Source organism: Marinobacter sp. C1S70 (assembly GCF_000475355.1).
GTDB classification, from domain to species: domain Bacteria; phylum Pseudomonadota; class Gammaproteobacteria; order Pseudomonadales; family Oleiphilaceae; genus Marinobacter; species Marinobacter nauticus.
This window is the reverse complement of sequence record NZ_AXBW01000073.1, coordinates 230,809-257,801: the sequence shown is the minus strand read 5'-3', so window position 1 is coordinate 257,801 and position 26,993 is coordinate 230,809. Positions and strand designations below refer to the sequence as shown.

Below are 26,993 nucleotides of genomic sequence, written 5' to 3'. Positions count from 1 at the left end.
GTCCTTGCGAGATTACAAAAGCTCGGCCAGCGAATCAACAACAGCATCTGCACCGAGACTGTCAACGGAGCCGCCAAAGTTATAGCCATACCTGACGGCGACGCAGGGGATGCCTGCTGCCAGGGCTGCATTGACGTCTGCCTTCGAGTCCCCGACCATCACCGTGGTGCCCCGTGTGCCGCCCAGTTTTTCCATGGCGTGCAGCAAGGGCGCCGGGTCCGGTTTTTTCACTGGCAGGGTATCGCCACCGACCGAGAGGTCGAACCACTGATCCAGACCGGTTTTTTCCAGCAGGGGCTGAACAAACTGGTCAGGTTTGTTAGTGACCACGGCCATCCGGCAGCCCAGTTGCCTCAGGTGGTCCAGGCAGTCATGGACGCCGGGAAATACCTCGGAATGCCGGCCATTCAGCTGGCCGTAGGCATGATAGAAAATGGTCAGGGCGTCGTTGAACAGCGCCTCATCTTTAGCGGTGGCGGGTTCCCAATCGGTTTTTCCGGCCAGGGCCCGGCGCACCAGAACCTGGGCGCCGTTGCCAACCCAGGTGCGCACCTTGTCCAGGCCTGCCGGGCTACGCCCCAGGTGCTCCAGCATCTGATCCACGGCGGCGGCCAGATCCGGTGCGCTGTCTACCAGCGTGCCGTCCAGATCAAACAGGGCGACTCCCGGCCAGCGGGCGTTGAACAGGCCTTTCAGGCTCATCCGCCGATCACCTTGCGGGCCTGCTCAAGTTCCTCTCGCATGGCATCGATGGTGGCCTTGTAATCCGGAGTGTTGAATATGGCAGAGCCGGCCACAAAGGTGTCGGCGCCGGCCTCGGCAATTTCCCGGATGTTGTCGGTTTTCACGCCACCATCGATTTCCAGGCGAATGTTGTAGTTGCTGGCATCAATCTTCTTGCGGGCTTCCTTGAGCTTGTCGAGGGTGCCGGGGATAAACTTCTGGCCACCGAAGCCCGGGTTCACTGACATCAGCAGCACCATGTCGAGCTTGTCCATGACGTAGTCCATGTAGCTCAGCGGGGTGGCGGGGTTAAACACCAGCCCGGCCTTGCAGCCGCCGTCGCGGATCAGTTGCAGGGAACGGTCGATGTGGTTGCTGGCCTCCGGGTGGAAGGTGATGTAGCTGGCGCCGGCGTCAATAAACATGCGGATCAGGTCATCCACCGGAGACACCATCAGGTGCACGTCGATGGGGGCGGTAACGCCGTGCTTGCGCAGGGCCTCGCACACCATGGGCCCGATGGTGAGATTGGGGACATAATGATTGTCCATCACATCGAAGTGCACCACGTCGGCACCAGCAGCCAGAACGTTATCGACTTCTTCTCCCAGGCGGGCGAAATCGGCGGAGAGGATGGATGGGGCAATCAGATATGAATTCATCGGGGCTCTCTCGGGGTAGTGAATTATCGGCCTCTGGGCAACCCTGCTAGTCTATCAGTTTGCCGGTGATTTTCGCAGCGGGATAGGTGCATTGGCTCATGGTGTTGAAAGCAATCAGATTACTTTGTCTGTTCTTGATCAGCGGCTGGCTGAACGCCGCTGTGGCCCAGGATGAGGCGAAGGGGGGTGAGGAAGCGGAACCCGCGACCAAGGCTAATCCAGCGTCAAGATCGGGCTTTTCAACGGGTTTGGGCGAATGGGCGCTGGTACGGCGTTACCCGGAGCAGGCTGTCTGGCTCGATCTGGACGACGAAGGCCGGGCGTTGGGGTTGTTCCTGCCCGAATACGTTACGCCGGCAACCGGGGCTTTACTGATACTGGCCGACGAAGGCCAGACGGCCGATGAGGGTGTGCTGGGATCGTTGCGGGTGGCGCTGGCGGAGCGGGGTCTTGCGGTGATGACGGTTGGCCTCGGGCTGCCGCCGGAGGCGATACGCCGACATCGAATGGATGTCATGGCGCCTGGCCTGGATGATGACGCCGGACAGAACCCGGATCAGGGCGGGAATACACCGGATTCGGTCATGATTGATGTGGCTGAGGAACCGCCTCTTGATGACCTGACCGCAGATTTTCGAAATTCGGTTCGTACAATTCTGTCCGCCGGGGTAGCCGTATTGCAGCAGCGTGGCTATGAACGTGTGGGCGTGCTGGGCATTGGCTGGTCTGCCGGCTATGTCACGGACTGGGCGGCGGACGCCGCTGCCGTGTCTGCGGTGGTCTGGCTGGCCCCCCGGTTTCCGGCCCGGCAGGCCGTTACCTTGCCCTCGTTGTTGAAGGAGCGAAACGGAGGACAGGGATGGCCGGTGCTGGATCTGCATGATTCCGCTGGGCCTTCCGGCGCAGAGGGCCAGGCGCGGGCGGCGGCGTTTGCTCGCGCGGACGTGGCCGGTTACGACCGTCAGCCCGTGGCCCTCAATCGACCACTCCGGGCTGAAGATGCGATGCGGGTTGCCAGCCGGGTCAGTGCCTGGCTGAAAAACCGGTCGGCCAGCGGGGATTAAAGTGCCCGATGTCTCTGGCGAATCAGTTCCCAGGCCTGTTGATAGCGTAACAACCGGTCTTTTGCCATCGCCACTTCCGAGGGCGTCAGTTTCTGTTGCGCCAGTTTGTCCGGGTGGCAGGCGGAAACCTGTTTGCGGTAAGCGCGTTTGATGGTCTCCAGCGAATCTCGCCGGGTCACGCCCAGAATCTGGCAAGCCTGCTCGTAGGTCGCCGGCTTTTGCGGCGGCGCGGCAGTGCGAATCCACACTTTGCTGGCGTAGCTTTCGAAAATGTCATCGCTGATGACAACGGGCAACCCCATATGGCTGATGGCGTCTTCGCATCGGTAGCGCCGGGCCTTGCCGGGCTGGCCGAGGATTTGTGCGCCATGGCACAGGCAGATAGCGGTTTTCAGGGCCGGTGCCGGCCACAGCAGTAAGGCCAGGCGCAGCATCAGGCCCTGGCGCAGGGGCAGATGGTCAGTGTCCTTGCCCTTGCGAAACTGATCGATGGCTTTGCGGCGTTGCCTGGCCGACAGGGCCAGGGCTTTCATCAGGGCTTCGGCATAATGAATGTCCGGTTCCCGGACCCGGCCATCGGCCTTGGCAATGTAACCCAGAAAAAAGAATAGTGGCTTGCGGTACCAGCGCGGCAGGCGCGCGCGCTCCATCAGGGTGCTGGCCTGATGTCCGCAACTGGACAGTTCCTGCAGCAGTTCCTGGAACGACGACTCCATTCTCGCCGGCAGGGCGGGTGGATTGCTCTGCCTCATGATGTCCGGGCCCTTTCGTGCAGCCACTGGTCCAGGCTCTGCAATCGTTCTGGTGTGCCGACGTCCACCCACTGGCCGTTATGATGCAGGCCGGTGACCCGGTTGGGGGCCATGGCCCTGCGGAGCACAGGGCCAAGTTTGCCGGCGGAATCGTCCAGTTCATCAAACAGGCGCCGGTGCAGCACGCTGATACCGGAGAAGGTGAGTTTTTCGGTCCCGTCAGGGTTCAGAAAGCCGTTGTCCTGAAGATGAAAATCCCCCTCAGGGTGGTGGGGTGGATTAGAAACCATCACCAGCAGGGCATCGGCATTGGTCGGGGCCTGGAGCTGGCTGAAATCGAAATCGCTCCAGATGTCACCGTTGACCACCAGGAACCAGTCGTCGCCCGCGTCGGTCAGCAGAGGCAGGGCCCGGATGATGCCACCGGCGGTTTCCAGCGGTTCACCCTCTGCAGAGTAGCGAATGCTGACACCAAAGGCCTCGCCATCCCCCAGCCGGGCTTCAATCTGTTCCCCCAGCCAGGCATGGTTGATCACAATGTCGCTGAAACCGGCGTCGCGCAGGCGCTCGATATGATGAACGATCAGGGGCTGCCCCCCGGCTGACAGCAACGGCTTGGGGGTGGTCAGGGTCAGCGGGCGCATACGCTCGCCTTTGCCGGCGGCGAGAATCATAGCCTTCATGGTCAGCGAACTCCCGGCTCCGGCAGCGGGCCAATGCGCTGTTCGATGGCCGGAATCACGGTGCTGCAGAGCCACTCGTGAAAATGCCGGAAGGCTGGTTGCCGGGCGCTGGCATCTCGCAGATAACTGACGGTGCGGGGAATGTCAGCCAGGTAGCCGGTCTTGCCGTCGCGAATGGCGAGGCGGGCAAAAATGCCGGCGGCTTTCAGATGGCGCTGCATGCCCATGAGCTCAAACCACTGCCGGAAAGTATCTGCATCAGCGCGGTGCAAACCGGCCTGCTGGCTGGCGTTACGAAAATGCTCCAGCCAGCTTGCCAGTCGCTGTTCCGGCCAGCGCACGTAGCAGTCTTTGAGCAGGGAGACGGCATCATAGGTGATGGGGCCGCGTACGGCATCCTGAAAATCGATCACGCCGGGAACCGTCTGGCTATCACGGACCAGAAGATTGCGGGAGTGGTAATCGCGGTGCACGGTGACTTCCGGCTGCGCCAGGGCACTCTCCCGGAGCAGGCCGAAGGCGGTGTCCAGCAGCGCCCGTTCCTGGTTGTCGAGTTCCAGCCCCAGGTGTTTTTCCAGCAGCCAGTCCGGGAATAGCGCCATCTCCCGGTCGAGCAGTGCTTGGTCATAGGCGGGCAGTGGGTAGTCTGCCGGGTCGTCCAGCCCGGCAATACGCGCCAGTTCGTCCAGCGCGGCCCGATACAGGGTGTCCACATCGCCCTGTTCCAGGGCCGTTAACATCAGCAGATTGCCCAGGTCTTCCAGTAACAGAAAACCCTGCTCAAGATCCTCGGCGGCAATGGCGGGCACGGCGATACCGTGTTGATGCCAGTGCCGGGCGATGGCCACAAACGGAACGCAGTCCTCGTGCTCCGGTGGAGCATCCATCACAATGAAGGGGGCGAGTTGCCCGCCCGGCACGTCTTTCCAGACCCGGAAGTACCGTCGAAAACTGGCGTCGCCGGAAACCGGTGTCGGGCTGGCGGCCGAGAAGCCGGGAATTTGCCTGACCCAGCGGGTCAGCAACTGCAAACGGTTATCCATGGTCAGATCAGCATTCCTGGATCGGTGGATGATGGCCGGCGCGTTAACCGGGCACTCTCTGCACCGGAGTATAAAGAGGGTAAAACGGAATTGCAGCGGGCTTTCCGTTAACAAGCCTTGAGGGCGCGTGTAAACTAGGTGCCCTTACGCCCAGCCATCATTCAAATGGAACAGGAATTTCGTCAACGTGCCCAGCCATTGCTCCTCCCTGTTGTGCGCCAGGTTCCGGCTTTCAAGCTTGGCCGTCATCGTGGCATTGGCAGCGAGTGGCGTACGTGCCGAGGGGGCGGGTAGCAGCCCCAGCGCCGCTGAGATTGACTGGCGCCCGCGCAGTGAATTGCCGCCAGAGGTGGCCGGTCGGCTGCCGGTATTCTGCGAGGGAGGTTATCTGCCTGGCACGGTTGGCGGCGATGGCGCCGTGGTGCCGGGCGAGGGCATTGAGGGTTCCATGCCACTGGAAGCCAGTGCCCTGAACGCCCGCTATGAACTGGATAGCGAACTCTACCTGCAGGGTGATGTGCGCCTGCGCCAGGGTCCGTTCCAGGCGACCGGCGCGGAGGCACGGTACAACCAGCAGTCCGGCGAATTGCAACTGCAAGGACCGCTGGTCAGCCGAGGTGAAGGCTTTCTGCTGACCGGGCAGGACGCGAACTATTCTACCCAGTCCGGGCAACTGGATATCAACACGGCCACGTTTCTCCTGCACGAGTCGGAACTCAGGGGCGAGGCCTCATCCCTGTCCAGGGTCAGTGAAAGCCAGGTGGTTATCTCCGATGGCATGATCACTACCTGTGGTCCGGGCCAGAACGACTGGTCGATTGTGGCATCGGACATCGAGCTGGATCAGGCGGAAGGTTTTGGTACTGCACGGCACGTGCGGCTGGAAGTGTTGGATGCGCCGGTATTCTACTGGCCTTACATTACCTTCCCGATTGATGACCGCCGCAAGACCGGTTTCCTGTATCCCCAGTTTGGCTCGTCCAGCGCTGGTAGCGGGGCTTATCTGGCCTTGCCGTACTATCTGAATCTGGCACCCCATTATGATGCCACCCTCACACCGCAGTATATCCACGGTCGCGGCCTGTTCACGGAAGTGGAGGGGCGCTACCTCAGTCAGTATGGCGAATCGGTGCTGCAGCTGGGGTATATCGACAATGATTCTGCTTTTCGGGATGAAAATCCGGGTGAAAATGGCGAGCGCTGGGCTCTTGATTTCACCACCCGGGCGGCATTTGGCGGAGGCTGGAGCGGCTACGGCGATTACTCGGTGATTTCGGATGAGGACTACCTGAGCGATCTGAATCGCAGTCTCGAAATAGACCAGGCGACGCATCTTCAGCGTCGGGGTGGTGTCCGTTACTACGGAGCCAATCAGTACTTTGAAGCCTACCTGAACGGCTACCAGACCATCCCTGACCGTATTGCCGACGTTGATAAGCCCTATGCCCAGTTGCCGGAAGTGATCTACGGTGGCTCGCTGGAAGCCGGCTGGCTTGAGGCCAGCCTGGAAAGCCAGTACACCTGGTTCTACCGGGACAATGAGAACCTTACCGGCCTGGACAAGGCCAACGGCCAGCGGTTACGGGCGATTCCCGAACTGGCGTTGCCCATGAGGGCGCTCTGGGGCTTCAGTCGTCCCTCGGTCAGCCTCGACTACACCCGCTACGAGCTGGATGACTACACCCTGGGTGACGCCGGCTTTGACCGCACCGTGCCGGTGTTCGAGTGGGACAATGGTTTGTACTTTGATCGTCGATCCAGCCTGTTTGACTTACCCTACAACCAGACCCTGGAGCCCCGGCTGTATTACGCCTGGGCCGATGCCGAATCCGATCAGAACTATATCCCGGATTTTGATACCGGCATCCGCAGTTTCCGCTTTGACCAGCTGTTCCGGCGGGACCGGTTTACCGGCGGGGATCGGGTCGGTGACGCCAACCAGTTGACGGTGGCGCTCACCAGTCGTTTCAATGACCTCCTGACCGGTGCGGAGCGGGCTCGGGTGAGTGTTGGTCAGGTGCGCTATTTCGAAGATCGTGAAGTGGATCTGTTTGGCGAGGGCGCATCCGACCGGAGCCGCTCACCGCTGGCGGGCGAGTTGGTGCTGAACCCCATCGACAATCTGGAGCTTCGTTCTTCCCTGCTGTGGGATCACGAAATCCGGAAAACCGAAGAGGGCCGCAGCCAGCTGATTTTCCACTCCGAGGATTATCGTTACCTGGCGACACTCGGACATACCTACAGCCGGCCGGATGAGCTGGAACAAACCGACATTGGAACGGTCTTTCCGGTAACGGACCAGGTCAGTGCCATTGGTCGCTGGGTCTGGGATTCTCAGCTCGACCGAACCGTGGGCACCCTTGCCGGTCTGGAATATAACAACTGCTGCTGGAGTTTTCAGGTGGTGCACCAGAACTACCTGACTGATGACGAAGAACTGGACACCCGCTTGCTGTTCCGGATTGAACTGAAAGGTCTGGGCGGCAGTGGCGGTGCATCCGACAACATCGCGGACGCCATCTACGGCTACGACGAGCGCGAGCGCCGGAGGTTCGGAAACCCGCGCCGTTGAACGAACCTGAATCTGCAGGCCGACCCGGCTGCGATCACGATTTTACAAACCAAGAGGTGATTATGAAGGCGACTGTCCGCCACGGACTGACAATTCTGCTGACACTGGCCATGGTGGTGCTGTCAGTGACTGCTCAGGCCGAACGAAAACTGCTGGACCGTGTGGTTGCGATCGTGGATGACGAGGTGATCCTCCAGAGTGAGCTGGACGCCCGTATCAATACCATTGTCGGTCGCCTGAGTGCGCAGGGCACTGGTCTGCCGCCCCGGGAACTGCTTGAGCAGCGGGTACTGGACCAACTGATTCAGGAATCCCTGCAGCTGCAGATGGCCGACCAGATGGGCATGCGCATCAGCGACAACGAGCTGAACGAAACCCTGGCCAATATTGCCCGCAGCAACGGCATGACCCTGGCCGAATTCGAAGGCCAGCTGGCGGAAGAAGGGGTGACCTATCAGCAGGCCCGGGAGCAGATCCGCAATGAAATGCTGACCAGCCGGGTGCAGCAGCGTCGCGTAGGTAACCGGGTACGCGTTACCGACCGGGAAGTGGAAAACTATCTCCAGGCCCAGCAAGCCAACGGCAGTACCGATGCCGAATACCGTCTGGCCTATATCTTTATCGAAGTTGACGACCCGGCCAGCGAAGCGTCGGTGGATGAGGCCCGGGAGACAGCACAGGCCTTGCGCCAGCAGATTGCCAACGGTCGGGACTTCCGGGAAGTAGCGGTTGCCGAATCCGATGCCAGCAACGCCCTGGAAGGGGGCGACATGGGCTGGCGATCTGAAAGCCAGTTGCCCTCACTGGTCGCACCGGTGGTACCGGATCTGGAAGTTGGTGAGCCTTCGCAGGTGCTGGAAAACAACAGTGGTTTTCATCTGGTGATGGTGATGGACAAGCGCGGCGGTGAGCAGCAGCAATTCATCCAGCAGCACCGGGTCCGGCATATCTTGGTACGGCCTTCCGAAGCGGTGACCGATGTGCAGGCGGAGCAGCGCATTCGCGAGATCTACCAGCAGTTGCAGGATGGCGCCGACTTTGCCGATCTGGCCCGTGAACGCTCGGACGATCCGGTCTCCGGCTCGGACGGCGGTAATCTGGGCTGGGTAAGCCCGGGCCAGATGGTGCCCGCTTTTGAAGAAGCCATGAATCAGGCGCAGGTGGGCGAATATTTCGGGCCTTTCCGGTCCCAGTTTGGCTGGCACATCCTGCAGGTGGAGGAGCGCCGGCGCCAGGACGTGACCGAACAGAATCGCGAGTCCCAGGCTCGTCAGGCCATCTACATGCGGAAATTCGAGCTGGAATTGCAGAACTGGCTGCGTGAGATTCGGGACGAAGCCTTTGTTGAGTTCAAGGGTGAATATGCCGATATGAACCCGGAGAGCGAGGAAGCAAACCCGTCATGAGCACACCGGTGATCCTGGCACTCACTGCCGGCGAACCGGCCGGCATCGGCCCGGAACTGTGCCTGCAACTGGCAACCGGGAGCCGGGACGCCGGCCTGGTGGTGATTGCCAGCCGCGAACTGCTACGAGACAGGGCCAGCCAGCTCGGGCTCCAGATTGAGCTGCATGACTGGCAGCCAGGTGTAGCGGCAGCAACCCGGGCGGGTCATTTATCGGTACGACATGTTGAAGGTTGTGGTTCCACGGTGGCCGGCCGGCTTGATAAGGGTAACAGTCAGTACGTCCTGGATACCCTGACCATCGCCGCCCGGGGTTGCCTGAATGGCGATTTCGACGGCATGGTGACCGCGCCTGTGCACAAGGGCGTTATTAACGAAGCCGGCATCGTCTTCAGTGGCCATACCGAATTCCTGCAGGAGCTGTGTGGCGTAGAACGGGTGGTGATGATGCTGGCCACGGAAGAACTCCGGGTGGCATTGGTAACCACCCACTTACCCCTGAAAGACGTTTCTGCGGCCATTACACCGGACCGGCTGACTCAGGTGACGCGTATTCTGAACGCGGACCTGAAAGCCTTTTTTGGTATTGATCAGCCGCGCATTCTGGTGGCTGGCCTGAATCCCCACGCCGGTGAAGGGGGCCATCTGGGCCGGGAAGAAATCGAGGTGATTGAGCCGACCCTCGAACAGCTGCGGGCCGAGGGAATTCAACTGACCGGGCCGTTGCCGGCGGACACCCTGTTCACCCCGCACTGGCTCGACAATGCCGATGCGGTATTGGCCATGTATCACGATCAGGGCCTGCCGGTACTGAAATTCCAAGGCTTTGGCCGGGCCGTTAATATCACCCTGGGCTTGCCCATTGTCCGTACCTCGGTTGACCATGGCACTGCCCTGGATCTGGCTGGTACCGGCAAGGCCGATGCCGGCAGCCTGCATACCGCTATCCGTGTGGGCGAGCAGATGGCCCGCTGCCGCAAGGCCGCACGGGCCGGAGAACTGTCATGAGCAACAAACACGGGCACCAGGCCCGTAAACGGTTTGGCCAGAACTTCCTGCATGATCCAGGTGTGATAGAACGCATCGTGCGCGCGATCAATCCCAAGCCGGAAGACTCGATTGTTGAAATCGGCCCCGGTCTGGGGGCTATTACCGAAGAAATCCTTGCCATCAATCCCCGTTTGCAGGTGGTGGAACTGGACCGGGACCTGATTCCGGTGCTGCGCACCAAGTTCTTCAACTACCCGGAATTCCGGATTCACGAGGCCGATGCCCTCAGTTTCGATTTCAGCCAGTTGGTGAGTGACCGGCCTTTGCGCATTGTCGGCAACCTGCCTTACAACATCTCCACCCCGCTGATCTTTCATCTGCTGTCCCAGAGCGGTGTGGTGCAGGACATGCACTTCATGTTGCAGAAGGAGGTGGTGCAGCGGCTGGCGGCGGTACCGGGCGACAACAATTACGGCCGCCTGGGTATCATGGCCCAGTATTTCTGCAAGGTGCAGCCGCTGTTCGAAGTAGGCCCTGGCGCCTTCCGCCCGGCCCCGAAAGTGGACTCCGCCATTGTCCGCCTGGTGCCCCACAAGGAACTGCCGTACCCCGCGAAAGACCTGAAAACGCTGCAGGCAGTGGTACGCACCGCGTTCAATGCCCGCCGAAAAACCCTGCGCAAGGCGCTGGCGGCCATGGTTACCGTAGAACAGCTGCAGTCCCTCGGAATCAACGATGGCCTGCGCCCGGAAAACCTGGGCCTGGCCGACTATGTCAGGATTGCGGATTTGCTGGCAGACACTGGTAAGCTGCAGGCAGATGACAGCGAGGTAAGTGATGACTGACTACGCCATCGGCGATATTCAGGGTTGCTACGATCGGCTGCGGGATGTGCTGGCGAAGGTTGATTTTTCGCCGTCCCGTGACCGGCTCTGGGTGGCCGGTGATCTGATTAACCGCGGCCCGTCATCACTGGAAACCCTGCGCTACATCGAAAGCCTGGGCGATGCCGCCGTTGTGGTACTGGGCAACCACGACCTGCATCTGCTGGCGGTCGCGCTTGGCGGCCACAGACCGAAGCGCAAGGATACGTTGCATGACATTCTGGACGCACCGGATCACGACCGGCTGATCCAGTGGCTGCGCCAGCAGCATCTGTGCGTGCACGACGCCGGCCGAAACCTGGTGATGGCCCATGCCGGTCTGCCGCACATCTGGAGTGTGGAGCAGGCCGTGGCCTGTGCCCGGGAAGTGGAAGCCGTGATCCGGGACGACCAGGCGAGCGAATATTTCAGCCAAATGTATGGCAATCAGCCTGAAACCTGGTGTGATACCCTCACCGGTATGGATCGCTGGCGAGTGATTACCAATTATTTTACCCGCATGCGTTTTATTGCCAGCGACGGCCGCCTGGAACTGGCTACCAAAGAGTCGGCCGATCAGGCGCCTGAGGGCTATGCCCCCTGGTTTACCTATCCCCGTCAGGACGATGTAAAAGTGGTGTTTGGCCACTGGGCTGCGCTGGAAGGCAACACCGGCAGCGACCGGTTTATCGGGCTGGACACCGGGTGTGTATGGGGCGGCGCCCTGACCATGATGAATCTCGATACCGGAGAGAAAATCCACTGTGACTGCGGCTGACCCCGGAACCCGGATTGTACGCTGGGCACTTGTCGCCGGCGCCGTCGCCGGCCTGCTGGCCGTTATGGCTGGCGCTTTCGGTGCTCATGGCCTGCGCCATGTGGTATCCGAACGCGGCCTTGAGGTATTCCAGACGGCTGTCAGCTACCAGATGTACCATGCCCTGGCTTTGGTGGCCGCGAGTCTGATGCCGGCGCTTGGCCTGCCGCGAAATCTGTTGACCCTGTCCTGTGGCTTCTGGCTTGCCGGCATGTTGCTGTTCAGTGGCAGTCTCTACCTGCTGGTTCTGACAGGAATCCACTGGCTGGGTCCGGTGACACCAGTGGGCGGCGTCTGCTTTATGGTGGGCTGGGTGTTGCTGATTGTCGCAGCCCTGAAGAAGTAACGGAGGCAATGGTAACCATGTTGGTACAGGTGAATGGCGAGGCGATGGAACTCCCAAGCGGAGCGACCATTGCCGCCCTGATAGAACAACTCACCCTGACCGGGAAACGCCTGGCGGTGGAGGTAAACGAAGACATTGTACCCCGCAGCCAGCACCCGCAGTTCACCCTGAATGAAGGTGACCGGGTGGAAGTGGTCCACGCCATCGGTGGTGGTTGATACCTCATCAGAGCCAGGCGGTTCCCGCTCTTACTTTATCCAGATAACTCAGGCAGGTTATGACAGAGACACCAGAGATTCAGCTCCCCGAAGACAAACCCCTGGAAATCGCGGGCAAGGTATACCAGTCCCGCTTGTTGGTGGGCACTGGCAAATATCACGATCTGATGGAAACCGGTCATGCCATCGAGGCCAGTGGCGCCGAGATCGTGACTGTGGCCGTACGCCGTACCAATCTGGGCCAGAACCCGGATGAACCCAATCTGCTGGACGTGATTTCCCCGGAAAGCTACACCATCCTGCCCAATACTGCCGGCTGCTACACCGCCAAAGATGCGGTCCGCACCTGCAAGCTGGCCCGGGAACTGCTGGATGGACACGATCTGGTCAAACTGGAAGTGCTGGGCGAACATAAAACCCTGTACCCTAACATGCCGGAAACCCTGGTCGCGGCAGAAGAGCTGATCAGGGATGGTTTCAAGGTGATGGTGTACTGCTCGGACGACCCGTTGCTGGCTATGCGTCTGGAAGAAATGGGCTGCGTGGCCATCATGCCTCTGGGTGCACCGATTGGATCGGGCCTGGGTATCCAGAACCGCTATAACATCCGGCTGATTGTCGAGAACGCCAAGGTGCCGGTGCTGGTGGATGCGGGTGTTGGTACGGCCTCAGACGCTACTATTGCCATGGAGCTGGGCTGTGACGGCGTGCTGATGAACACCGCGATCGCCCAGGCCAAAGATCCGATCAGAATGGCCAACGCCATGCGCCTGGCCATCGAATCCGGCCGTGAAGCATACCTCGCCGGCCGTATGCCCAAGAAACTGTATGCCAGTGCCTCGTCACCGATCGACGGCACTTTTTTCTGAAAAGTCCCTCCCTTGCCGGGGAGGGCATATAAAACCAAAACCAGAATTTCAGAGCGCTGTAGTCCTGTCATGACCAACCAGAAACCCAGTCGCCGGGAGTCTATTCTCCAGGCGCTAGTCGAGCTGTTGCAAAGCGATCCCGGTGCCCGAATCACCACGGCTGGCCTGGCCAAAACCGTGGGCGTTACCGAAGCGGCCTTGTACCGGCATTTTCCCAGCAAGCGCAAAATGTTTGAGGCGCTGATCGAATTTGCCGAGGAGGCGGTGTTTTCCCGTTGCCAGGTGATTCTGCAGGAACAGGAGGACGTGCGCGTGCGCCTGCAGCAGCTGTCGCATCTGGTGCTGGTGTTTGCCGAGCGTAATCCGGGCCTTTGCTGTGTGCTGACTGGCGATGCGCTGATGGGGGAGGATGAATCCCTGAGAAAGCGGGCATCCCAGTTTTTCGAGCGGCTGGAAACCCAGATTCGCCAGGCCCTGAAAGAAGGTGAAATCCGTCAGGGCCTGCGGCCCAGAACCACGGCGGCCCGTGGTGCGGACTTTGTCATGGTGTTCGTGGAAGGCCGGATTCAGCGCTTTGTACGGTCTTCGTTTTCGCGCTTGCCGACGAGTGATTTCGACGAGGCCTGGGGGCTGGTGTCTGAGGCGGTCTGGGGTTGAGCCGTGGAGTTTCGTTCACCTAGCCTTCCAGTCACAACGATCGAACTTTGTTGGGATAGTCGAGTTATACCCCTCGATCTTTCTCTATGGATTTCTATTTCCTGATCAAACCTAGATTCGGTGCGTTATCGCTGATGTCAGAAAGGCATGGGCTGGGATCCCTTTCCCGAAATTTCGGAGGCCAAGGATGGCCGGAGAGAAGCGCACATGGATGTGCTCGTAGCGGTTTCGGGAAAGGGATCCCAGCCCATGCCTAACTCCAAAATATGAGGCTAGGTGTTGGCGATATTATCCAACCTTACTCGTATCCGGAAGCAGTCCGCAGAATTGAGCGCACTGGCGCCCACACGGCCGGCGCCGAGATGAGAATATCCCGCCCATAGAGATCCGCCGGATAGCCCTCCGGAACTTCCCCGAAATGGCCTACCGTAGCGCCAGCTTCTTTTGCGATCAGACGGGCGGCGGCGAAGTCCCAGGGGCTGACGTTTTCGTAGTAGATGTCCAGCCGGCCACAGGCCACCCAGCAGATGTCCAGAGCGGCTGAGCCGATCCGGCGCAGGTCGCGGCACTGGTGAATCATGGCGTCCAAGCGGCGTACCAGCGGTTCCAGGTTGTCCTTGGTGTACGGAAAACCGGTGGCGAACAGCGATTGCCTGGGGTCGGTCGCGCCGCTGTGGCGGATAGGCTGGTTGTTCAGGGTTGCGCCTTCGCTCTCGGTGGCCCGGAAGGTCTCGCCGGGAAACGGCGCGTGCACAACGCCCACCCGCACTTTGCCCTTCTCGGCGTAGGCAATGGACACCGCAACCTGGGGATGGCCGTAAGCGTAGTTCACCGTGCCGTCGATGGGGTCGACTATCCACAATGGCGTTTCCAGCTCTTCCGCCTGGGACAGATCCGGCATGGTTTCCTCGGAGAGGATGCGTTGGTGGGGGAAGCGTTCGCGGATGGTGCCGGTGATGAATTCGTCGGCCATCACGTCGGCGTGGGTGACCAGTTCGGTCTGGTGTTTGTAGTCGGTGCGCAGGGTGTTTTCTTCCCGCTCGTGGCGGATCAATTCGCCGGCTTCGCGGGCCAGGGCTTCGGTGAAATCGGCGATTTCCTGGAGAGAAACTGAGTCAGACATGGCACCCCCGCGGTTTCTGAAACTGTGAGGGTGCCAGTCTAGCACGGCAGGCTTACAGGCTGTTCAGCCACTTCTCCATTTTATCCATGGCCAGCACCAGTCTTGGGCAGGCCTGCTGGATATAGCTGTCATCCAGCTCCTGGTCGGCGTAATCGCCACCGGCCAGGTTCAGGGCCGCGGCACCGTCGAAATCGACAAACGCCAGGCGGGCGCCCAGGTGATCCGGTACGAAGCCGAAATCACTGGAGGGCAGGATGGCGACGCCGGTATTCTCCAGCAGGGCGGTGCAGAAGGCCTGGGAAGTCTTGATGTCCTTGCGGGCCAATTGGTCGCGGAAACCGGAGAAGTCCGGGAACAGGTAGAACGCACCTTCGGGCTTCTGAACCACAGCGCCCATGTCGGTCAGACGGCGATGCATGTATTCACCCACCACTTTCAGCACCCGGCGCGACTGAACCAGATATTCCTCAATATCCTCACCACCATTGAAAGCAGCAATGGCAGCGTGCTGGATGGGGGCGCTGGTCGCCGTGTAGGTTTCGCTGGCGATGATCGCCATGGCGTCCTGCAGTGGCCTCAGCTCGGGCGGGAAGATAAAGGTACCCAGGCGCCAGCCGCCGGCGCCGGCCCACTTGGACAGGCCGGTGCTGATGATGGTGCCTTCCGGGTAGTAGCGGGCAATGGACTTGTGCTTGCCCTCAAAGTGAACTTCTCCGTAGATCTCGTCTGAGAGCAGGATCAGCTTGTACTTGCGGGCCACGTTGGCGATGGCCAGCAGCTGATCGTCGGTGTAGGTGCATCCGGTCGGGTTGGACGGATAGTTGAGAATCAGGATACGCGGGCGTGACGGGTCGTCCCGGCAGATGATGTCCAGTTCCTCGGCGGTCAGCTGCCAATTGTTCTCGGCGTGGGTCGGCAGCCAGTGTACCGAACGGCCGATGATGCGGGCCTGGGGCGCATAAGACACCCAGCTCGGGCGCGGTATCAGCAGGTCGCCGTAGTAGGCCAGCTGCAGCATGAACAGCAGCTCTTTGGAGCCCGGGCCGATCAGCACGTCTTCCCAGGTACAGCGCATGCGCTCGCTGCGGTTGATGTAGCCGGCGATGGCTTCACGCAGGCCCTTCAGACCTTTGACCGGCAGATAATCTTTTTCGTGGGCGTGCTCCTTGAGGGCGTCGACCACGCGATCCGGTACCGGGAACGGCGACTGCCCCAGCCCCAGTTTGATGATGTCCTTGCCTTCGGAACGGAGCTGGTTACTGAGCTCGTTGATGCGCAGGGTTGCGGAGGGCTGGATGCCCCGTACGTTCAGGTTAATCGCGTAACGGTGGTCGTTTTTGATGTCCATTGTCCCGGTCTGTTGGTTGGAGGGTGACAACGGCAGTATAGGAAACCCAAACATATCTGTGATGGGGGTGCGGATAGGGGATTGCCGAAGTCTGCAGGCAGACTTTGGTCGAATCCCCGGCTGGTCAGGGGTTCTTGATCCAGACTTCTACCCGGCCATTGCGCAGGTTTCCCTTGCCGCCAACGGGCATGTAGTGGCCATAACCTGTGTAGGCAACGTTCGCCACACCTGCCTGGCCCAGTGCCTTGCGCACCGACAACGCTCTCAGCTCGGAAATCATCTGGGCCCGAAGTTCGTGACTCTGTGCATCTGCAAAACCGATCAACAGCAGATCACTGGCGTCGCGATTATGCTGTCGCAGGTAATGCTTCACCCGTAGCAGATCCCGCTGGGCCTTGTTATCGAGCTTGGTGCGGCCTTCGGCAAAGCGGAAATTGACGGTCAGGCGCTGGTAATTGCTGGTCAGTCGCCGGAAGCTCTCTGGTACGGAGGTGTCGAATTCCGGTTTTACCGCGATCGGATTCTGGGAAATGAACCCGGATTCGGCCACCAGGTTCTGGCCGTCCTCATCCAGGGCGTAGTTGATCAAGCCTTTGGCAAAGACCGGCGTTTTCTCCCCCATGGTGTACATGAACAGTCGGCGGGACAACGGATAGTCTTCGCTGGCAACCGTGAGCTGATTCGGTTTCAGGGCCGGGGCATTGCCCTCGGAAATCGCCAGCAGTTTGCTGTTGCGCACCGAGGCCAGGCCGGAGAAGCCGATACCACCGGGATCGCGGGACACGTCATCGGACAGCTGGTCGTTGGATTCGTAGCGTTTGGCGGATTCGTCCAGGCGGTAGCCTTTACCCAGAACCAGGGATTTAAAGGTATCCCAGGTGCCAGAACGATCATCCCGGGCGTAGAGCCGTATTGGCCGGTCCGGCCCGCCAAGTTCCGACCAGTTACGAATCTGGCCAGCGAAAATGCGCCCGAGCGTATCGATACTCATGGCATTGACAGGGTTGTCGGGGTGCACCAGTACGGCAAGGCCATCAATAGCGATGACATGTTCACTCTCCAGGGCTGTCAGGTCGGCCTTCTGGCGAACCTGTTCCGCCTCAGCGGCTTTGACCGGCCGGGAGGATGCCCAGATCTGCGCCTGACCGCTGGCCAGGGTGCGGAAGCCGGTGCTGGAGCCGTGGGCGGCCACCAGAACACTGATGGGACCCTGTTCGGTCTCGGTCAGCAGAATCTGCTCGTTCTCGGTGCCCGTGGCCCGGCGACTGACCGACCCATTACCCTGCTGTGCCAGATAGCCGCTTACCAGCATGGGTGCCAGTGTGGCGCCGACGGTGTTGGAGCCGTGAATTTCCAGCTCATGGGCGTAGGCGCTGGCGCAGAGACTGGCGCTTGCAAGCATTGCCAGCCAGTGGCCGGCGGTCTTCCTTGTGAAATCAGGCATCGTGTTGAAAACCTTTTCAGATCATATGGTTGTGATGCCGGAAGGATGCTTCAGAAATATGACATTTATGTTTCAGGCGAGATCAGATGGCGCGAAAGGTTCAATACTTTTGTAAGAAAGTGTTAAGCAGGCCGCTGAGGCGCCGGGCTTGCTGGATTATAGTGGGGTGTCCGCAGTAACAAAAACAAACACAGCGGGGCACCATCATGCATGTGACATCGCTCCGGCATGGCTCATCTTCGGCAGAACATCATCGAACCACAGCCTTTGAGAAGGTTTTGCTGGTCGATGACCACGCCCTGTTTGCGCAGGCGCTGGCGGGCCTGATCCGGCAGGAGGAACTGGCTCTCTCGGTGGTCACGGTGGGCACGCTGGAGGCCGCGGCCGAGCAACTGGTGCATGGCACCGGGGTCGATCTGGTATTGCTTGACCTGGCACTTAACGGAGAAGCCGGACTTTCGCTGTTGCCGCGTCTGGCTGGCTTGCGGAACACCCCGCCGGTGGTGATTATCTCCAGCAGTGAGGACGAAAGCACCGTCAGGGCCGTGCGAACGGCCGGGGCGGCCGGGTTTCTGGCCAAATCAGCCGGGCGCGCGGCGCTGGTTCGTATGATGCAATCGGTACGGCGGGGACAGGGCTATTTCCCCGGGGGCATGGCGCCCCTGGTTTCGGAAGCCCCGTTAACGCCGCGTCAGTTCGAAGTGCTGACGCTTCTCGCCCAGGGGTTTCCCAACAAACGCATCTGCCAGAGCCTGGGCCTGACCGAACACACGGTCAAAACCCATCTGAAAGCGATCTTTACCCAACTGGGGGTGCACAATCGGACTGAATGCGTGAACCGGGCCCGGGCCCTGGGCTGGTTGTAACAGCAATCGGCAGTGCCACCCAGAATACCGCGCCCCGGCCCGAAGATGATTCGGTTCCACATTGCCCGCCCATGAGCCGGGAGAATTCGCGCACGATGGTCAGGCCCAGCCCGAGCCCCGCCTGGTGGCTGGCACCGGCACGGATGTAGGGATCGAAGACCTGTGTGTGCAGGCTTTCCGGCAGCCCACGCCCGTCATCGCACACCCGGATGCGGGCCCAGTTCCCGGTGGTGACCGTGTTGACCTGAATGCGCTGGCCACCACTGTGGTCGGCGGCATTGATGACGAGGTTCTGCAATACTCGCAACAGCAAGCTGGGATCCGCGGTCAAGGCCAGCCCGGGCTCGGCCGGGGCAATGTCCAGGCGGATGTCGCGACGGGACAAGGTGTCTGACAACAGATCTTCAAGCTCCTGCAACGTATGGTTCAGTTGCACAGGCTGGAGCTCCGGCTGAATCATGCCCTCGTTCAGTCGGGCGCTGTCGAACACCGTTCCCAGCAGATTACGGAGCTGACCCACGGTATCACGAAGCTGATTCATCACCTCGGAGTGTTCGCGTTCAGGTTGCAGCGTTTCCAGCGTCAGGTCGATGACATTCAGGGGTTGGCGCAGATCATGGCTGGCCGCAGTGATCAGCTCGGTTTTCCGACGGCTCTCGTCCCTGGCGGACTGGTGCAACAGATCCAGGAGCTGGCGGTCGAGAAAGTGGGCACGGTGACGGTACTCGCTGATCCAGGCGCCGACCATACCAATGACATTTGCGGTCATCAGAAAGAACAGATTGGTGAGGGTGGCGGTGGCAGGGTTGCCGGCCCAGAGCTCTGCCAGCAGGTAGGCCCACACCAGAACAAAGGAGGCCACCGAGGCGGAAAAAAAAGGCAGTCCCATGGCAAAGTATCCGAACATCAGCATGAGTATCATGCCCTCATAAGGCAGAGGGTAGCTGTGCCAGCGGGCGGCCAGGATAATGGCAATGACGCTCAGGCCTCCGGCGATATAGGCAAACACGTACAGCCGCTCGAAGTGGTGGTCGTCGGGGGTTTTCCGGTGGGCCAGCCAGAGAACCAGGGCGATGATCGGGCAGGTAATGGCCAGTCTTATTCCAGCCGTGAGACGGGCCAGCTCGGCTGGCAGGGTCATCAGGTCTACCAGGGCGTACACCAGAAAGAGCAGCAGACCAGCGATAGATGCCAGTCTCGCCCGTTGGCGGATTAACGCAGAACGCGCTTTGCGGTAGTCGGCTTCCAGTGCCGGCACAAAACGCAGGGTCAGGAATCCTCTGGCCTGTTGCTGTTGGATTTGTTCGGCCGTCATGGTCGGGATATCCACGGAACACAAGCTCCGATTCTAGAACGCTCTGGCTCCGGATTTCGGGAGCCAGAGCACAGAGTGGTCAGCTTTGGTTCAGCATTCTGAGTCGGGCCCAGGTTCGGCTCTGTTCATCGGGGAAGTATTGCTCCAGCAGGGCATCCTTGTGTTTCTGACGATCTGCTCCGGCCAGGCCTTCCAGATCCTCGGCGTCAACAGCCTGTTCGAACTCGGAAAACTGCTGATCAAAACTTTCACGTTGTTTAAGGTAACTGACGACCCCTTCGGCACTTTCCGGGTCCATGCCCAGCTCCACCAGCTTCCGGCCGGCGGCTTCCGGTGATTCGGTATTCTCCAGGGCAGACAGTCGGGCCTGATGCTCGCGGGTTTCGCTCTGCAGTCGTTGCTCGGTTGCCCGAAGCGACTCCGGCAGCTGTTTGCGGTGCCATTCAATCAGCGCCTGTTTGCCTTGATCGGAAAGATCTTCCCGCTGCTGGATACTCATGGCCGCCAGGGTGTACTCGCTGTAGGCCTCTTCCTCGCCGAAAAACGCCTGATGTGCGTCCGGGCTGAAGGTCGAACGGCGCAGTTGTTTCAGACTGCTCAGGGCATCGCCGAGGGCGGTTAGCTGGTAGCCAGGGTCGTGTTGTCGGCTCGGATCCAGTTCCGTCTGCATCAGCTGTAACGCAGCCTGCTTGTAAGCCAGGTACTGGTCGAGCAGAACCATGGCATCGCTGGCGGCCGGTTCCGGCAGATAGTTGCGGGCCAGGGACTGGATCTGTCCGATGGCGGCCTCTGGTGAGACTTCACCCACGGCGCTCAGGAAGTAATCGAAGAAGTCGCGAACGCCAAGGTCCAGAATCAACTCGCCGTTGCGGTCTGCCTTGAGGGCGCCGTCGATATCCGTGCCGGCCAGGGAACGGGCAAAGTTCTGGTCGGGAAGGCTGGCGGGTGTCTGGTGTGGCGGTTTCTTATTGGAAGGAACCGGGGCCGATGCCTGGGTGACCGCCGGTGGCGTGACAGCAGGCGCACTGGCAAAGGTTTTTGCCGGGTCTGGCCTGGGTTCTGAACCCGGTGCCTGCCAGTACCAGAGGCCGCTGCTGGCCATAATGGCCAGCAGGGCAACGGGAAGCAGCCACCGCAGTTTCCGGGTGGACTGGTGCTTCATAACCACCTCACAGACCGCGGTTTTTCAGACGGTTGGCCTGGCTGCGGTAGAGTGAGACCGGGTTGGTCCAGAGAGAACGGGCGCCCAGCAGATGGTTGATGGCATCAACGTGGTTCATGTCGTAGTGGGTGCCGATGACATTGCCCATCATGGTGGCGCAGACGCCGACCAGACCATCATTGGGCTCGCTGCCAAAGGCCAGGGAGGTCACGCCCAGGAACGGATCGGTAATGTCGAACACGTTGGTCCATACGGCGCGTCCGGTCCAGGAGAAAAACTTGATCTTCTGGCCACTGATCCAGACATCTTCGCTGGTACCCGCGCAGGCATTACGATTAACCCCTTTCCAACCCAGGGCGTCGTTCAGGCTGGTGGTGCCCGGAGTGGTCAGGGTTTCCAGGGCGGCAATACCATCCTGGGGGTTGCTGGCTCCGGACAGGGCATTAATCAGCCCGCCCAGGGCGTTGGCAATGGCGTCGGCGCCACCTTCAACATAGCTGCCGGGAGGGATGATGCCCCGGATAACGTCGGCGACTTTGGAGCCTTTGTTCACGCCGTCAATCGACGTGACCGACGCGATCTTGTGGGGAATCAGGGCCGCTGCCACCCGGGAGGTGGGAGCACCCTGACTGTGCGCCATCAGATTGACCTTGCTGTGGCCCAGGCTGTTGACGTAGTTGGCCAGTTGCTGGCCACGCTGTTCGCTGCTGTTCACGAAGGACACGCTGGCGGTATAGACCTTTGCGCCACTGCGTTCAAGGTTCCAGGGAATGGTGTGGAAGTAGTTGATCAGACCGCCAAGGGTATTGAAGCCGGTTACACCGTGCACCAGCACAATCGGATGACGGGTCTGGGTGTAGCTGGCGTGGCTCAGTACCGAGAACACCAGCATGAGAATTCCGGCCACAAGCCGGACGGGCATGGCAAAACGCATAGATGACTCCTGTTGTTTTTGTTGGTTGTCGACATGCAACAGGGAGTATCGCGGACGAACACGGGTGCCGGTAATCGCCCATTTGGGTGAGGCGGCTCCGGTGACAGTCGGTCAGAATCGGTGCGGTTCAAGTTCGGTGTGAATGATGCTCTGGCCAAGCATGATGATACGGCCGGTGTAACGCTCTTCGCCGGTGGTGGTGAAGTCGAACAGGAAACGCCGCCACACTCGCAGTTTTCCGTTCTGATCGCGCTTGAACCAGAGTCCGCGCAGATAAACGGCGTCGTCCAGCAGCATTACGTCCATGGATTTGCAGTACCGGTGAGCAGCCTGCAAGACAAAATCCTTGATGGCTTTGGCCCGCCACCAGTACCAGACGGCAAAACCGGCGACAAACAGCCAGAAGAGGGTTGCTAGGGTCAAGGCACGAGGAATCCTGTGGGTGATTGCAAAGGGGACGAAGCCTCCATCCCCCACGAATCGCCAGACTACCCTATTGTGCCGGCTCGGGAAATTGCCGGGTCGATGTCTGGGCGCCCTTGTTGAGGAGCTTGTCGCACAGCATCTGCAGGAAATGACTGGTCAGCAACTGCGCCTGGTCAACATTGGATCCCAGTTGCTCGGACTCCTGGCGGGCGCTCTCGCTACTCTGAACCGATTGATTGCCCAGGTGCAGCAGATGTTCGGCCTGGCGTTCCACCTGAGCTGCCAGTGCCGATTGCTGTTCGGTTGCACCAGCCACTTCACGGGCGCAGTCATCAATAATATTCATGTCTTTCAGGGTAGTGGTGAGGGCCTGGCGGGCTTCGTCGGCCATGGTGGCAGTCTGTTCACAGGCGGCGCTGCCCTGGCTGATGACGTCGACCACCATCCGGGTTTCCGATTGCAATTCCTCAATCATGGTGTCGATACGGCGGGTGGAATCGTGGGTGCGCTGGGCCAGGCCCCGGATCTCGTCCGCCACCACCGCAAAGCCTCGGCCCGACTCGCCGGCCCGTGCGGCTTCAATCGCAGCATTCAGGGCCAGAAGATTGGTCTGCTCGGCAATGTCGCTGATAACTTCCAGCACCATGCTGATGGTATTGCTGCGTTCGGTCAGTCGATCCATCTCGTCGTTAGCGCTGGTTAGCTGCTGCCGTAACCGTGATAGCGAATGGTTGACGCTATCCATCTGGCGCTGGCACTGACTGGCAGATTGGCGGGCGTCGGCACTGGCCTGCTGGGTTCGAACGGTCATCTCGTTGACACGACGGACGCTCTGGGCCAGTTCTTCGAAGGCCCGGGTGATTTGCTCAATATCGCTTTGCTGGCTGCGGATACTCGCCACCGAACTGGAAACCCACTCCATGGTGCGCTGCTTGCGGCCATGCAGTTTGCCGATGTTGGCGTGCATGCGTGCCGAGACCGCGCGCAAGGTGGCATCGCGCTTTTGCCGATCGTATTCGATCCAGCCGCCCTCGTCGCGCCGTCCGGTATAGATCCAGGGCATCACGGGGTGGACGTCACAACAGGCTTCCCGTGCGGTTCGCATCATGGGTAGGGTCAGCCAGAACAGAACACCGAAAACAGACAGGACCAGGGCTTGTAGCACGGCCATTTCCGGTATCGACAGGGCGGTCAGGCCAAACACCAGAAGACTGCCTGTGAGCAGCCCGTACAGGCAGGCGAGTTTGGAAATCAGTGGGGGTGACACCGCCAGGAAACGCCGGGGCAGGGAGCCACGGTTCCAGGCGGCGTAGGCCTTTTCCGCACGCCGGACCTGGCTGCGGCGGGGCTGGCAGCGTACCGACTGGAACTCCACCAGTTCGCCGTTTTTCATGATTGGCGTGACATAGGCGTCCACCCAGTAATGGTCGCCGTTCTTGCAGCGGTTCTTCACCATACCGCGCCAGGAGTCGCCCTTGCGGATAGTCTCCCAGAGATTGGCAAAGGCTTGGGGTGGCATATCCGGGTGCCGGATCAGGTTGTGGGGCTGCCCTACCAGTTCATCAATACTGTAGCCGGCGACTTCCGCGAATTCTTCATTGGCAGCGGTAATCTTTCCCTTCAGATCTGTGGTGGTAATCAGGTGATAGTGCGCGGGGTATTCGCGCTCGTGACCGGTAACCGGTTCGTTCCTGCGCATGGGGCGCTCCTGCGGGGCGTTTGTTTCGTTTTGCACCTACTATCGACCTGTATTCGTTGGCGGGGTATCCGAATATTGCAAATGTTGAAATTGTGTTCACATTTTTCTCCGCCTTTGGTCATAGGCGAGAGGTTTTTGCAAAATATGGATAGGTTTACGACATTTCCTGCTTATGCTGGGACAAAAGAGCCTGCCTGTAGCAGGCCGGACACGGAAGGTACTTGGCGTATGCAGGCGTTGACAGAACAGGACTTCAAAGCCCTGGTGGATAATCATCCGCGAGCCATCATGCTTTCAACTCCGGACGCCGTGATTACCTATGTGAACCGGATGTTCCAGGCCGTGACCGGATACCGCCCAGAAGAAGTCCTGGGTCGGGCACCGTCGGTGCTCAGTTCCGGGCTGCACTCGCCTGAGTTCTATCAGGCCATGTGGGAAAGCCTGAATGAGAGCGGTCGATGGGAAGGCCTGATCTGGAACCGGCGCAAGAGCGGCGAGAACTATCCCCAGTGGCTGACTATCTACCCCGTGGACTATCAGGGCAAGCGCCTGTATGCCGGGGTGTTCATGGATGTGGGTGAGCTGGCTGCCAGCGATGAACGGCTGGCAACTCTGGCCTACTACGACCCCCTCACCGAACTACCCAACCGTTCATTGTTCCAGGAATTCCTGAAGGCCCGGGTCAACCAGCGTAAAGACACCGCTGATCTGTTTGCGGTGCTTTATATCGACCTGGACTTTTTCAAGTCTGTGAACGACTTGCATGGCCACGATTGTGGTGACCGGGTGCTGCAACAGGCTGCGGCCTGTATCCAGGCCGTGGTTCGCAAGGGCGATGTGATTGCCCGGCTATCGGGGGATGAGTTTGCCGCCATCATCGAACTGGATACCGAAGATCAACTGAAAGCGGTGTGTGAGCGCATGACCCATGTGTTCCGGGCACCCGTGATGGTGGAGCACCGGGAATATTTTCTCTCCGCCTCGGTGGGCGCCGCTATCTATCCGAATCACGGCGAGACCGCGGGTGAATTGCTGCAGAATGCCGACCGGGCCATGTATACCGCCAAACTGGCCGGGCGGGCCTGCTACCGGATCTACAGTGCGAGCGAAATCCAGCATGGCCAGCAGCAACAACGGCTGTCCGAAGCCCTCGTGGCTTCCCTGAAAGTGGCGCCGGAGGAATTCTCGGTGGTGTACCAGCCCCAGTACGATCTTGCCACCGGCGCCATGGCCGGCATGGAGGCTCTTTTGCGCTGGCAACATCCTGAGCTGGGGGCGGTGTCTCCGGGGGACTTTGTCCCGGTGGCCGAGCAGCGCGGGCACATCCACGAACTGACCGAGCAACTGATCCGGTGCATCCGTCGGGATCTGGAGGCCTGCGCTGTCGATCATGGCCGAGGCCGACGCCTGGCCATTAACATTTCCGCCCGCCAGATTGCTGATGGCCGGCTGGATGGATTGTTGGAGCCTTTTTTCGAACGGGTTCGACAGGTTGGCTGGCAGCCGGAAATCGAGATTACTGAAACCCACCTGATGAACCTGTCACGCCGTTGCCTGGACAAACTCCGGGAATTCGGTGACAAGGGAGTGGTGGTTGCCATTGACGACTTCGGTACCGGGTATTCCTCGCTGGCGTATCTGCATGCGCTGCCTGTGAATGTGCTCAAGATCGATCAGCAGTTTGTTCAGCGGCTGGGGCAGGATGGCAGGGATTCGCGGATTGTCTCCGCCATTCTGGCCATCGCCGAGGCGCTGAGTCTGGAGGTGGTAGCGGAGGGCATCGAGACCGAGATTCAGAAACGTAAGCTCCAGGAATTGAACTGTCACCGTGGCCAGGGCTACCTGATGGCCCGGCCGTCCCCCCTGAGTGAGCTGCCACTGGATTGATAAGAATCAATTAACAGGCAAACTCCGTCCCATTTCTTGCCGTTTTGCAAGATTTGGCTAGGGGTTTGCGGCACGCTGGCTTAAAACAGCAAGCTCACTCACTGCCTGTTCACGCTGTATGCGCAATCTCACTGCCAAACCGGATCTGGATGCCTACCTTCGACTCAATCGCGCTGCGGCCGGCGAATGGCAGGCGGCTATCCGTGAGTTGCTGGCCTGTGATGACGTTGGTCTCACTCTTGAGCGGCCGCAAACGGTTGCTGGGTCGCTGTCTTCCCTGAGTGTTGACCGTGGGGTCGTGTGTGCCCTGGATCTGGCCCAGGATGCCGAGGTGCATCTGTGCGGACTGCCTGGGACATTGCTGGTGGTGCCGGTATCGGGGCAGTGCGATGTATTGGTGAACGGCGATTGCAGACAGCCGGCTTTTCCGATGGCCACCATTACCTCCACTCAGTCGATTTCGGTGCGTGCCTGCGAGCATTCCCGTCTGATTCTGTTAAACCCGGAGCAGTGGCGCAGCAACGTCACCCCGGGGCAGGGGGCGTTAGCCTGTATGGCGGATCGGGTGAATCATTTTCTGTTGCGCTCCAACTTCTTCCAGGATTACAACGATGCCTGTGATTCTGCCCATATCCTGTTTGAAGAACTGGATGACATCGCCCGGGAGGGTGGTTGTGAAGCCAACGAAGCGCCCCCGGAGCTCGACCGCCGGCTTCTCCGGGTTATCGACAAAATCCGCATGGAGCCAGCCTGGGAGTTTGATTTACAGGAACTGGCCAATCATTCCGGGGTCAGTGAGCGCAATCTGTATTATCTGATGAAGCGGGAAACCGGCATGACCCCGTACCGTTTCTACCAGCGCTGCCGGTTGATCCGGGTTCGGCGCCGGCTAGTGGATTGCCAGTGCGATGTGCCCCATATTTCCTGGTACGCCGCCGATGAAGGGTTTTCGCATTTGGGGCGGTTTGCTGCGCTGTACCGGGAACACTTCGGAGAGTTGCCCAGCGAAACCGTCCAGTGGCGCCGCCGCTTGCAGGCGGGAGAACCGGCGCTGGAACCACCAGCCCGGATTGCCGTCTCCTGACGCAAAAAAGCCCGACATGTTGCCATGCCGGGCTTTTTTAT

At 60.1% G+C, this 26,993-nt stretch carries 26 protein-coding genes; 13 read left to right on the top strand and 13 right to left on the bottom strand.

What is annotated here, in order from left to right:
- Window positions 1-12: 12 nt before the first annotated feature.
- Both Q669_RS16600 and rpe read right to left on the bottom strand, forming a co-directional pair.
- Window positions 13-702 carry a phosphoglycolate phosphatase gene (locus tag Q669_RS16600; protein ID WP_014422790.1) on the bottom strand — a complete coding sequence of 230 codons (690 nt, stop codon included), beginning with the start codon at window positions 700-702 and terminating at the stop codon, window positions 13-15.
- Window positions 699-1,385, bottom strand: coding sequence for a ribulose-phosphate 3-epimerase (rpe, locus tag Q669_RS16595; RefSeq protein ID WP_022993148.1), 687 nt, complete (start codon window positions 1,383-1,385; stop codon window positions 699-701). Before rpe ends, Q669_RS16600 begins: the two co-directional genes overlap by 4 nt.
- Before the next feature lie 98 nt (window positions 1,386-1,483).
- Here rpe and Q669_RS16590 point away from each other — a divergent pair, with 98 nt between their 5' ends.
- A complete protein-coding gene (locus Q669_RS16590; RefSeq protein ID WP_022993147.1) occupies window positions 1,484-2,449 on the top strand; it encodes a DUF3530 family protein in 966 nt (321 codons plus the stop codon).
- Here the strand turns inward: Q669_RS16590 and Q669_RS16585 are convergent.
- From Q669_RS16585 to Q669_RS16575, 3 genes are read right to left on the bottom strand one after another with little or no spacing between them, the layout of a single operon-like run.
- Entirely contained in the window at window positions 2,446-3,201 is a 756-nt protein-coding gene (locus Q669_RS16585) for a DnaJ domain-containing protein (RefSeq protein WP_036149899.1), read from the bottom strand. The two genes, Q669_RS16590 and Q669_RS16585, sit on opposite strands and share 4 nt — an antisense overlap.
- Entirely contained in the window at window positions 3,198-3,884 is a 687-nt protein-coding gene (murU, locus tag Q669_RS16580; RefSeq protein WP_022993145.1) for an N-acetylmuramate alpha-1-phosphate uridylyltransferase MurU, read from the bottom strand. The genes Q669_RS16585 and murU overlap by 4 nt, the downstream gene beginning before the upstream one ends.
- A gap of 2 nt (window positions 3,885-3,886) precedes the next feature.
- Complete coding sequence (locus Q669_RS16575; RefSeq protein ID WP_011786922.1) at window positions 3,887-4,927, bottom strand: aminoglycoside phosphotransferase family protein; 1,041 nt, start codon at window positions 4,925-4,927, stop codon at window positions 3,887-3,889.
- A 238-nt stretch (window positions 4,928-5,165) separates the two neighbouring features.
- On the opposite strand from Q669_RS16575, the gene Q669_RS16570 reads away from it, so the two are divergent.
- The 9 genes from Q669_RS16570 (at window position 5,166) to slmA (ending at window position 13,664) form a co-directional block, all read left to right on the top strand.
- Complete coding sequence (locus Q669_RS16570; protein WP_022993144.1) at window positions 5,166-7,499, top strand: LPS-assembly protein LptD; 2,334 nt, start codon at window positions 5,166-5,168, stop codon at window positions 7,497-7,499.
- Window positions 7,500-7,561: 62 nt separating this feature from the next.
- Window positions 7,562-8,905: a peptidylprolyl isomerase gene (locus tag Q669_RS16565; RefSeq protein WP_011786920.1), complete on the top strand. Its 1,344-nt coding sequence runs from the start codon at window positions 7,562-7,564 to the stop codon at window positions 8,903-8,905.
- Window positions 8,902-9,912 carry a 4-hydroxythreonine-4-phosphate dehydrogenase PdxA gene (gene pdxA, locus Q669_RS16560; RefSeq protein ID WP_014422785.1) on the top strand — a complete coding sequence of 337 codons (1,011 nt, stop codon included), beginning with the start codon at window positions 8,902-8,904 and terminating at the stop codon, window positions 9,910-9,912. Before Q669_RS16565 ends, pdxA begins: the two co-directional genes overlap by 4 nt.
- Window positions 9,909-10,739 carry a 16S rRNA (adenine(1518)-N(6)/adenine(1519)-N(6))-dimethyltransferase RsmA gene (gene rsmA, locus Q669_RS16555; protein WP_022993142.1) on the top strand — a complete coding sequence of 277 codons (831 nt, stop codon included), beginning with the start codon at window positions 9,909-9,911 and terminating at the stop codon, window positions 10,737-10,739. Before pdxA ends, rsmA begins: the two co-directional genes overlap by 4 nt.
- Window positions 10,732-11,535 carry a symmetrical bis(5'-nucleosyl)-tetraphosphatase gene (locus Q669_RS16550; RefSeq protein ID WP_022993141.1) on the top strand — a complete coding sequence of 268 codons (804 nt, stop codon included), beginning with the start codon at window positions 10,732-10,734 and terminating at the stop codon, window positions 11,533-11,535. The genes rsmA and Q669_RS16550 overlap by 8 nt, the downstream gene beginning before the upstream one ends.
- The gene (locus Q669_RS16545) at window positions 11,522-11,920 is read left to right on the top strand and encodes a DUF423 domain-containing protein (RefSeq protein ID WP_022993140.1); all 399 of its coding nucleotides are present in this window, start codon (window positions 11,522-11,524) and stop codon (window positions 11,918-11,920) included. The genes Q669_RS16550 and Q669_RS16545 overlap by 14 nt, the downstream gene beginning before the upstream one ends.
- A gap of 17 nt (window positions 11,921-11,937) precedes the next feature.
- A complete protein-coding gene (gene thiS, locus Q669_RS16540) occupies window positions 11,938-12,138 on the top strand; it encodes a sulfur carrier protein ThiS (RefSeq protein WP_031210319.1) in 201 nt (66 codons plus the stop codon).
- Between the two features lie 59 nt (window positions 12,139-12,197).
- Window positions 12,198-13,007: a thiazole synthase gene (locus Q669_RS16535; RefSeq protein WP_022993138.1), complete on the top strand. Its 810-nt coding sequence runs from the start codon at window positions 12,198-12,200 to the stop codon at window positions 13,005-13,007.
- A 69-nt stretch (window positions 13,008-13,076) separates the two neighbouring features.
- On the top strand, window positions 13,077-13,664 hold the full coding sequence (gene slmA, locus Q669_RS16530) for a nucleoid occlusion factor SlmA (RefSeq protein ID WP_014422780.1): 588 nt from the start codon (window positions 13,077-13,079) through the stop codon (window positions 13,662-13,664).
- 298 nt (window positions 13,665-13,962) lie between these two features.
- Here the strand turns inward: slmA and Q669_RS16525 are convergent, their stop codons facing one another.
- The 3 genes from Q669_RS16525 to Q669_RS16515 all read right to left on the bottom strand — a co-directional run bounded on the left by Q669_RS16525 (window position 13,963) and on the right by Q669_RS16515 (window position 17,579).
- Window positions 13,963-14,787, bottom strand: a complete 825-nt coding sequence (locus Q669_RS16525) for an inositol monophosphatase family protein (RefSeq protein WP_022993137.1) — start codon at window positions 14,785-14,787, stop codon at window positions 13,963-13,965.
- A gap of 52 nt (window positions 14,788-14,839) precedes the next feature.
- Window positions 14,840-16,135, bottom strand: a complete 1,296-nt coding sequence (locus Q669_RS16520) for a pyridoxal phosphate-dependent aminotransferase (protein WP_022993136.1) — start codon at window positions 16,133-16,135, stop codon at window positions 14,840-14,842.
- Between the two features lie 124 nt (window positions 16,136-16,259).
- Entirely contained in the window at window positions 16,260-17,579 is a 1,320-nt protein-coding gene (locus Q669_RS16515) for a substrate-binding domain-containing protein (RefSeq protein ID WP_223268813.1), read from the bottom strand.
- 206 nt (window positions 17,580-17,785) lie between these two features.
- On the opposite strand from Q669_RS16515, the gene Q669_RS16510 reads away from it, so the two are divergent.
- Window positions 17,786-18,445, top strand: coding sequence for a response regulator transcription factor (locus Q669_RS16510; protein WP_014422776.1), 660 nt, complete (start codon window positions 17,786-17,788; stop codon window positions 18,443-18,445).
- Here Q669_RS16510 and Q669_RS16505 read toward each other — a convergent pair.
- The 5 genes from Q669_RS16505 to Q669_RS16485 form a co-directional block, all read right to left on the bottom strand.
- Entirely contained in the window at window positions 18,378-19,760 is a 1,383-nt protein-coding gene (locus Q669_RS16505) for a sensor histidine kinase (protein ID WP_036149929.1), read from the bottom strand. The genes Q669_RS16510 and Q669_RS16505 overlap by 68 nt on opposite strands.
- A gap of 79 nt (window positions 19,761-19,839) precedes the next feature.
- Window positions 19,840-20,922: a lipase secretion chaperone gene (locus Q669_RS16500; protein WP_014422774.1), complete on the bottom strand. Its 1,083-nt coding sequence runs from the start codon at window positions 20,920-20,922 to the stop codon at window positions 19,840-19,842.
- Window positions 20,923-20,929: 7 nt separating this feature from the next.
- Window positions 20,930-21,856: an esterase/lipase family protein gene (locus tag Q669_RS16495; RefSeq protein WP_022993134.1), complete on the bottom strand. Its 927-nt coding sequence runs from the start codon at window positions 21,854-21,856 to the stop codon at window positions 20,930-20,932.
- Between the two features lie 111 nt (window positions 21,857-21,967).
- The gene (locus Q669_RS16490) at window positions 21,968-22,279 is read right to left on the bottom strand and encodes a DUF3301 domain-containing protein (RefSeq protein ID WP_022993133.1); all 312 of its coding nucleotides are present in this window, start codon (window positions 22,277-22,279) and stop codon (window positions 21,968-21,970) included.
- A gap of 70 nt (window positions 22,280-22,349) precedes the next feature.
- On the bottom strand, window positions 22,350-23,981 hold the full coding sequence (locus Q669_RS16485) for a PAS domain-containing methyl-accepting chemotaxis protein (RefSeq protein ID WP_022993132.1): 1,632 nt from the start codon (window positions 23,979-23,981) through the stop codon (window positions 22,350-22,352).
- A 228-nt stretch (window positions 23,982-24,209) separates the two neighbouring features.
- Here Q669_RS16485 and Q669_RS16480 point away from each other — a divergent pair, with 228 nt between their 5' ends.
- Complete coding sequence (locus tag Q669_RS16480; RefSeq protein ID WP_022993131.1) at window positions 24,210-25,868, top strand: putative bifunctional diguanylate cyclase/phosphodiesterase; 1,659 nt, start codon at window positions 24,210-24,212, stop codon at window positions 25,866-25,868.
- A 118-nt stretch (window positions 25,869-25,986) separates the two neighbouring features.
- Window positions 25,987-26,952, top strand: a complete 966-nt coding sequence (locus Q669_RS16475; protein ID WP_022993130.1) for a helix-turn-helix domain-containing protein — start codon at window positions 25,987-25,989, stop codon at window positions 26,950-26,952.
- Window positions 26,953-26,993: the final 41 nt, after the last annotated feature.

Bases quoted from the DNA above. Each gene is read 5' to 3' on its own strand.
- Q669_RS16600 (WP_014422790.1), bottom strand. From the start codon at position 702: ATGAGCCTGAAAGGCCTGTTCAACGCCCGCTGGCCGGGAGTCGCCCTG.
- rpe (WP_022993148.1), bottom strand. From the start codon at position 1,385: ATGAATTCATATCTGATTGCCCCATCCATCCTCTCCGCCGATTTCGCC.
- Q669_RS16590 (WP_022993147.1), top strand. From the start codon at position 1,484: ATGGTGTTGAAAGCAATCAGATTACTTTGTCTGTTCTTGATCAGCGGC.
- Q669_RS16585 (WP_036149899.1), bottom strand. From the start codon at position 3,201: ATGAGGCAGAGCAATCCACCCGCCCTGCCGGCGAGAATGGAGTCGTCG.
- murU (WP_022993145.1), bottom strand. From the start codon at position 3,884: ATGAAGGCTATGATTCTCGCCGCCGGCAAAGGCGAGCGTATGCGCCCG.
- Q669_RS16575 (WP_011786922.1), bottom strand. From the start codon at position 4,927: ATGGATAACCGTTTGCAGTTGCTGACCCGCTGGGTCAGGCAAATTCCC.
- Q669_RS16565 (WP_011786920.1), top strand. From the start codon at position 7,562: ATGAAGGCGACTGTCCGCCACGGACTGACAATTCTGCTGACACTGGCC.
- pdxA (WP_014422785.1), top strand. From the start codon at position 8,902: ATGAGCACACCGGTGATCCTGGCACTCACTGCCGGCGAACCGGCCGGC.
- rsmA (WP_022993142.1), top strand. From the start codon at position 9,909: ATGAGCAACAAACACGGGCACCAGGCCCGTAAACGGTTTGGCCAGAAC.
- Q669_RS16550 (WP_022993141.1), top strand. From the start codon at position 10,732: ATGACTGACTACGCCATCGGCGATATTCAGGGTTGCTACGATCGGCTG.
- thiS (WP_031210319.1), top strand. From the start codon at position 11,938: ATGTTGGTACAGGTGAATGGCGAGGCGATGGAACTCCCAAGCGGAGCG.
- Q669_RS16535 (WP_022993138.1), top strand. From the start codon at position 12,198: ATGACAGAGACACCAGAGATTCAGCTCCCCGAAGACAAACCCCTGGAA.
- slmA (WP_014422780.1), top strand. From the start codon at position 13,077: ATGACCAACCAGAAACCCAGTCGCCGGGAGTCTATTCTCCAGGCGCTA.
- Q669_RS16525 (WP_022993137.1), bottom strand. From the start codon at position 14,787: ATGTCTGACTCAGTTTCTCTCCAGGAAATCGCCGATTTCACCGAAGCC.
- Q669_RS16520 (WP_022993136.1), bottom strand. From the start codon at position 16,135: ATGGACATCAAAAACGACCACCGTTACGCGATTAACCTGAACGTACGG.
- Q669_RS16515 (WP_223268813.1), bottom strand. From the start codon at position 17,579: ATGCCTGATTTCACAAGGAAGACCGCCGGCCACTGGCTGGCAATGCTT.
- Q669_RS16510 (WP_014422776.1), top strand. From the start codon at position 17,786: ATGCATGTGACATCGCTCCGGCATGGCTCATCTTCGGCAGAACATCAT.
- Q669_RS16505 (WP_036149929.1), bottom strand. From the start codon at position 19,760: ATGACGGCCGAACAAATCCAACAGCAACAGGCCAGAGGATTCCTGACC.
- Q669_RS16500 (WP_014422774.1), bottom strand. From the start codon at position 20,922: ATGAAGCACCAGTCCACCCGGAAACTGCGGTGGCTGCTTCCCGTTGCC.
- Q669_RS16495 (WP_022993134.1), bottom strand. From the start codon at position 21,856: ATGCGTTTTGCCATGCCCGTCCGGCTTGTGGCCGGAATTCTCATGCTG.
- Q669_RS16485 (WP_022993132.1), bottom strand. From the start codon at position 23,981: ATGCGCAGGAACGAACCGGTTACCGGTCACGAGCGCGAATACCCCGCG.
- Q669_RS16480 (WP_022993131.1), top strand. From the start codon at position 24,210: ATGCAGGCGTTGACAGAACAGGACTTCAAAGCCCTGGTGGATAATCAT.
- Q669_RS16475 (WP_022993130.1), top strand. From the start codon at position 25,987: ATGCGCAATCTCACTGCCAAACCGGATCTGGATGCCTACCTTCGACTC.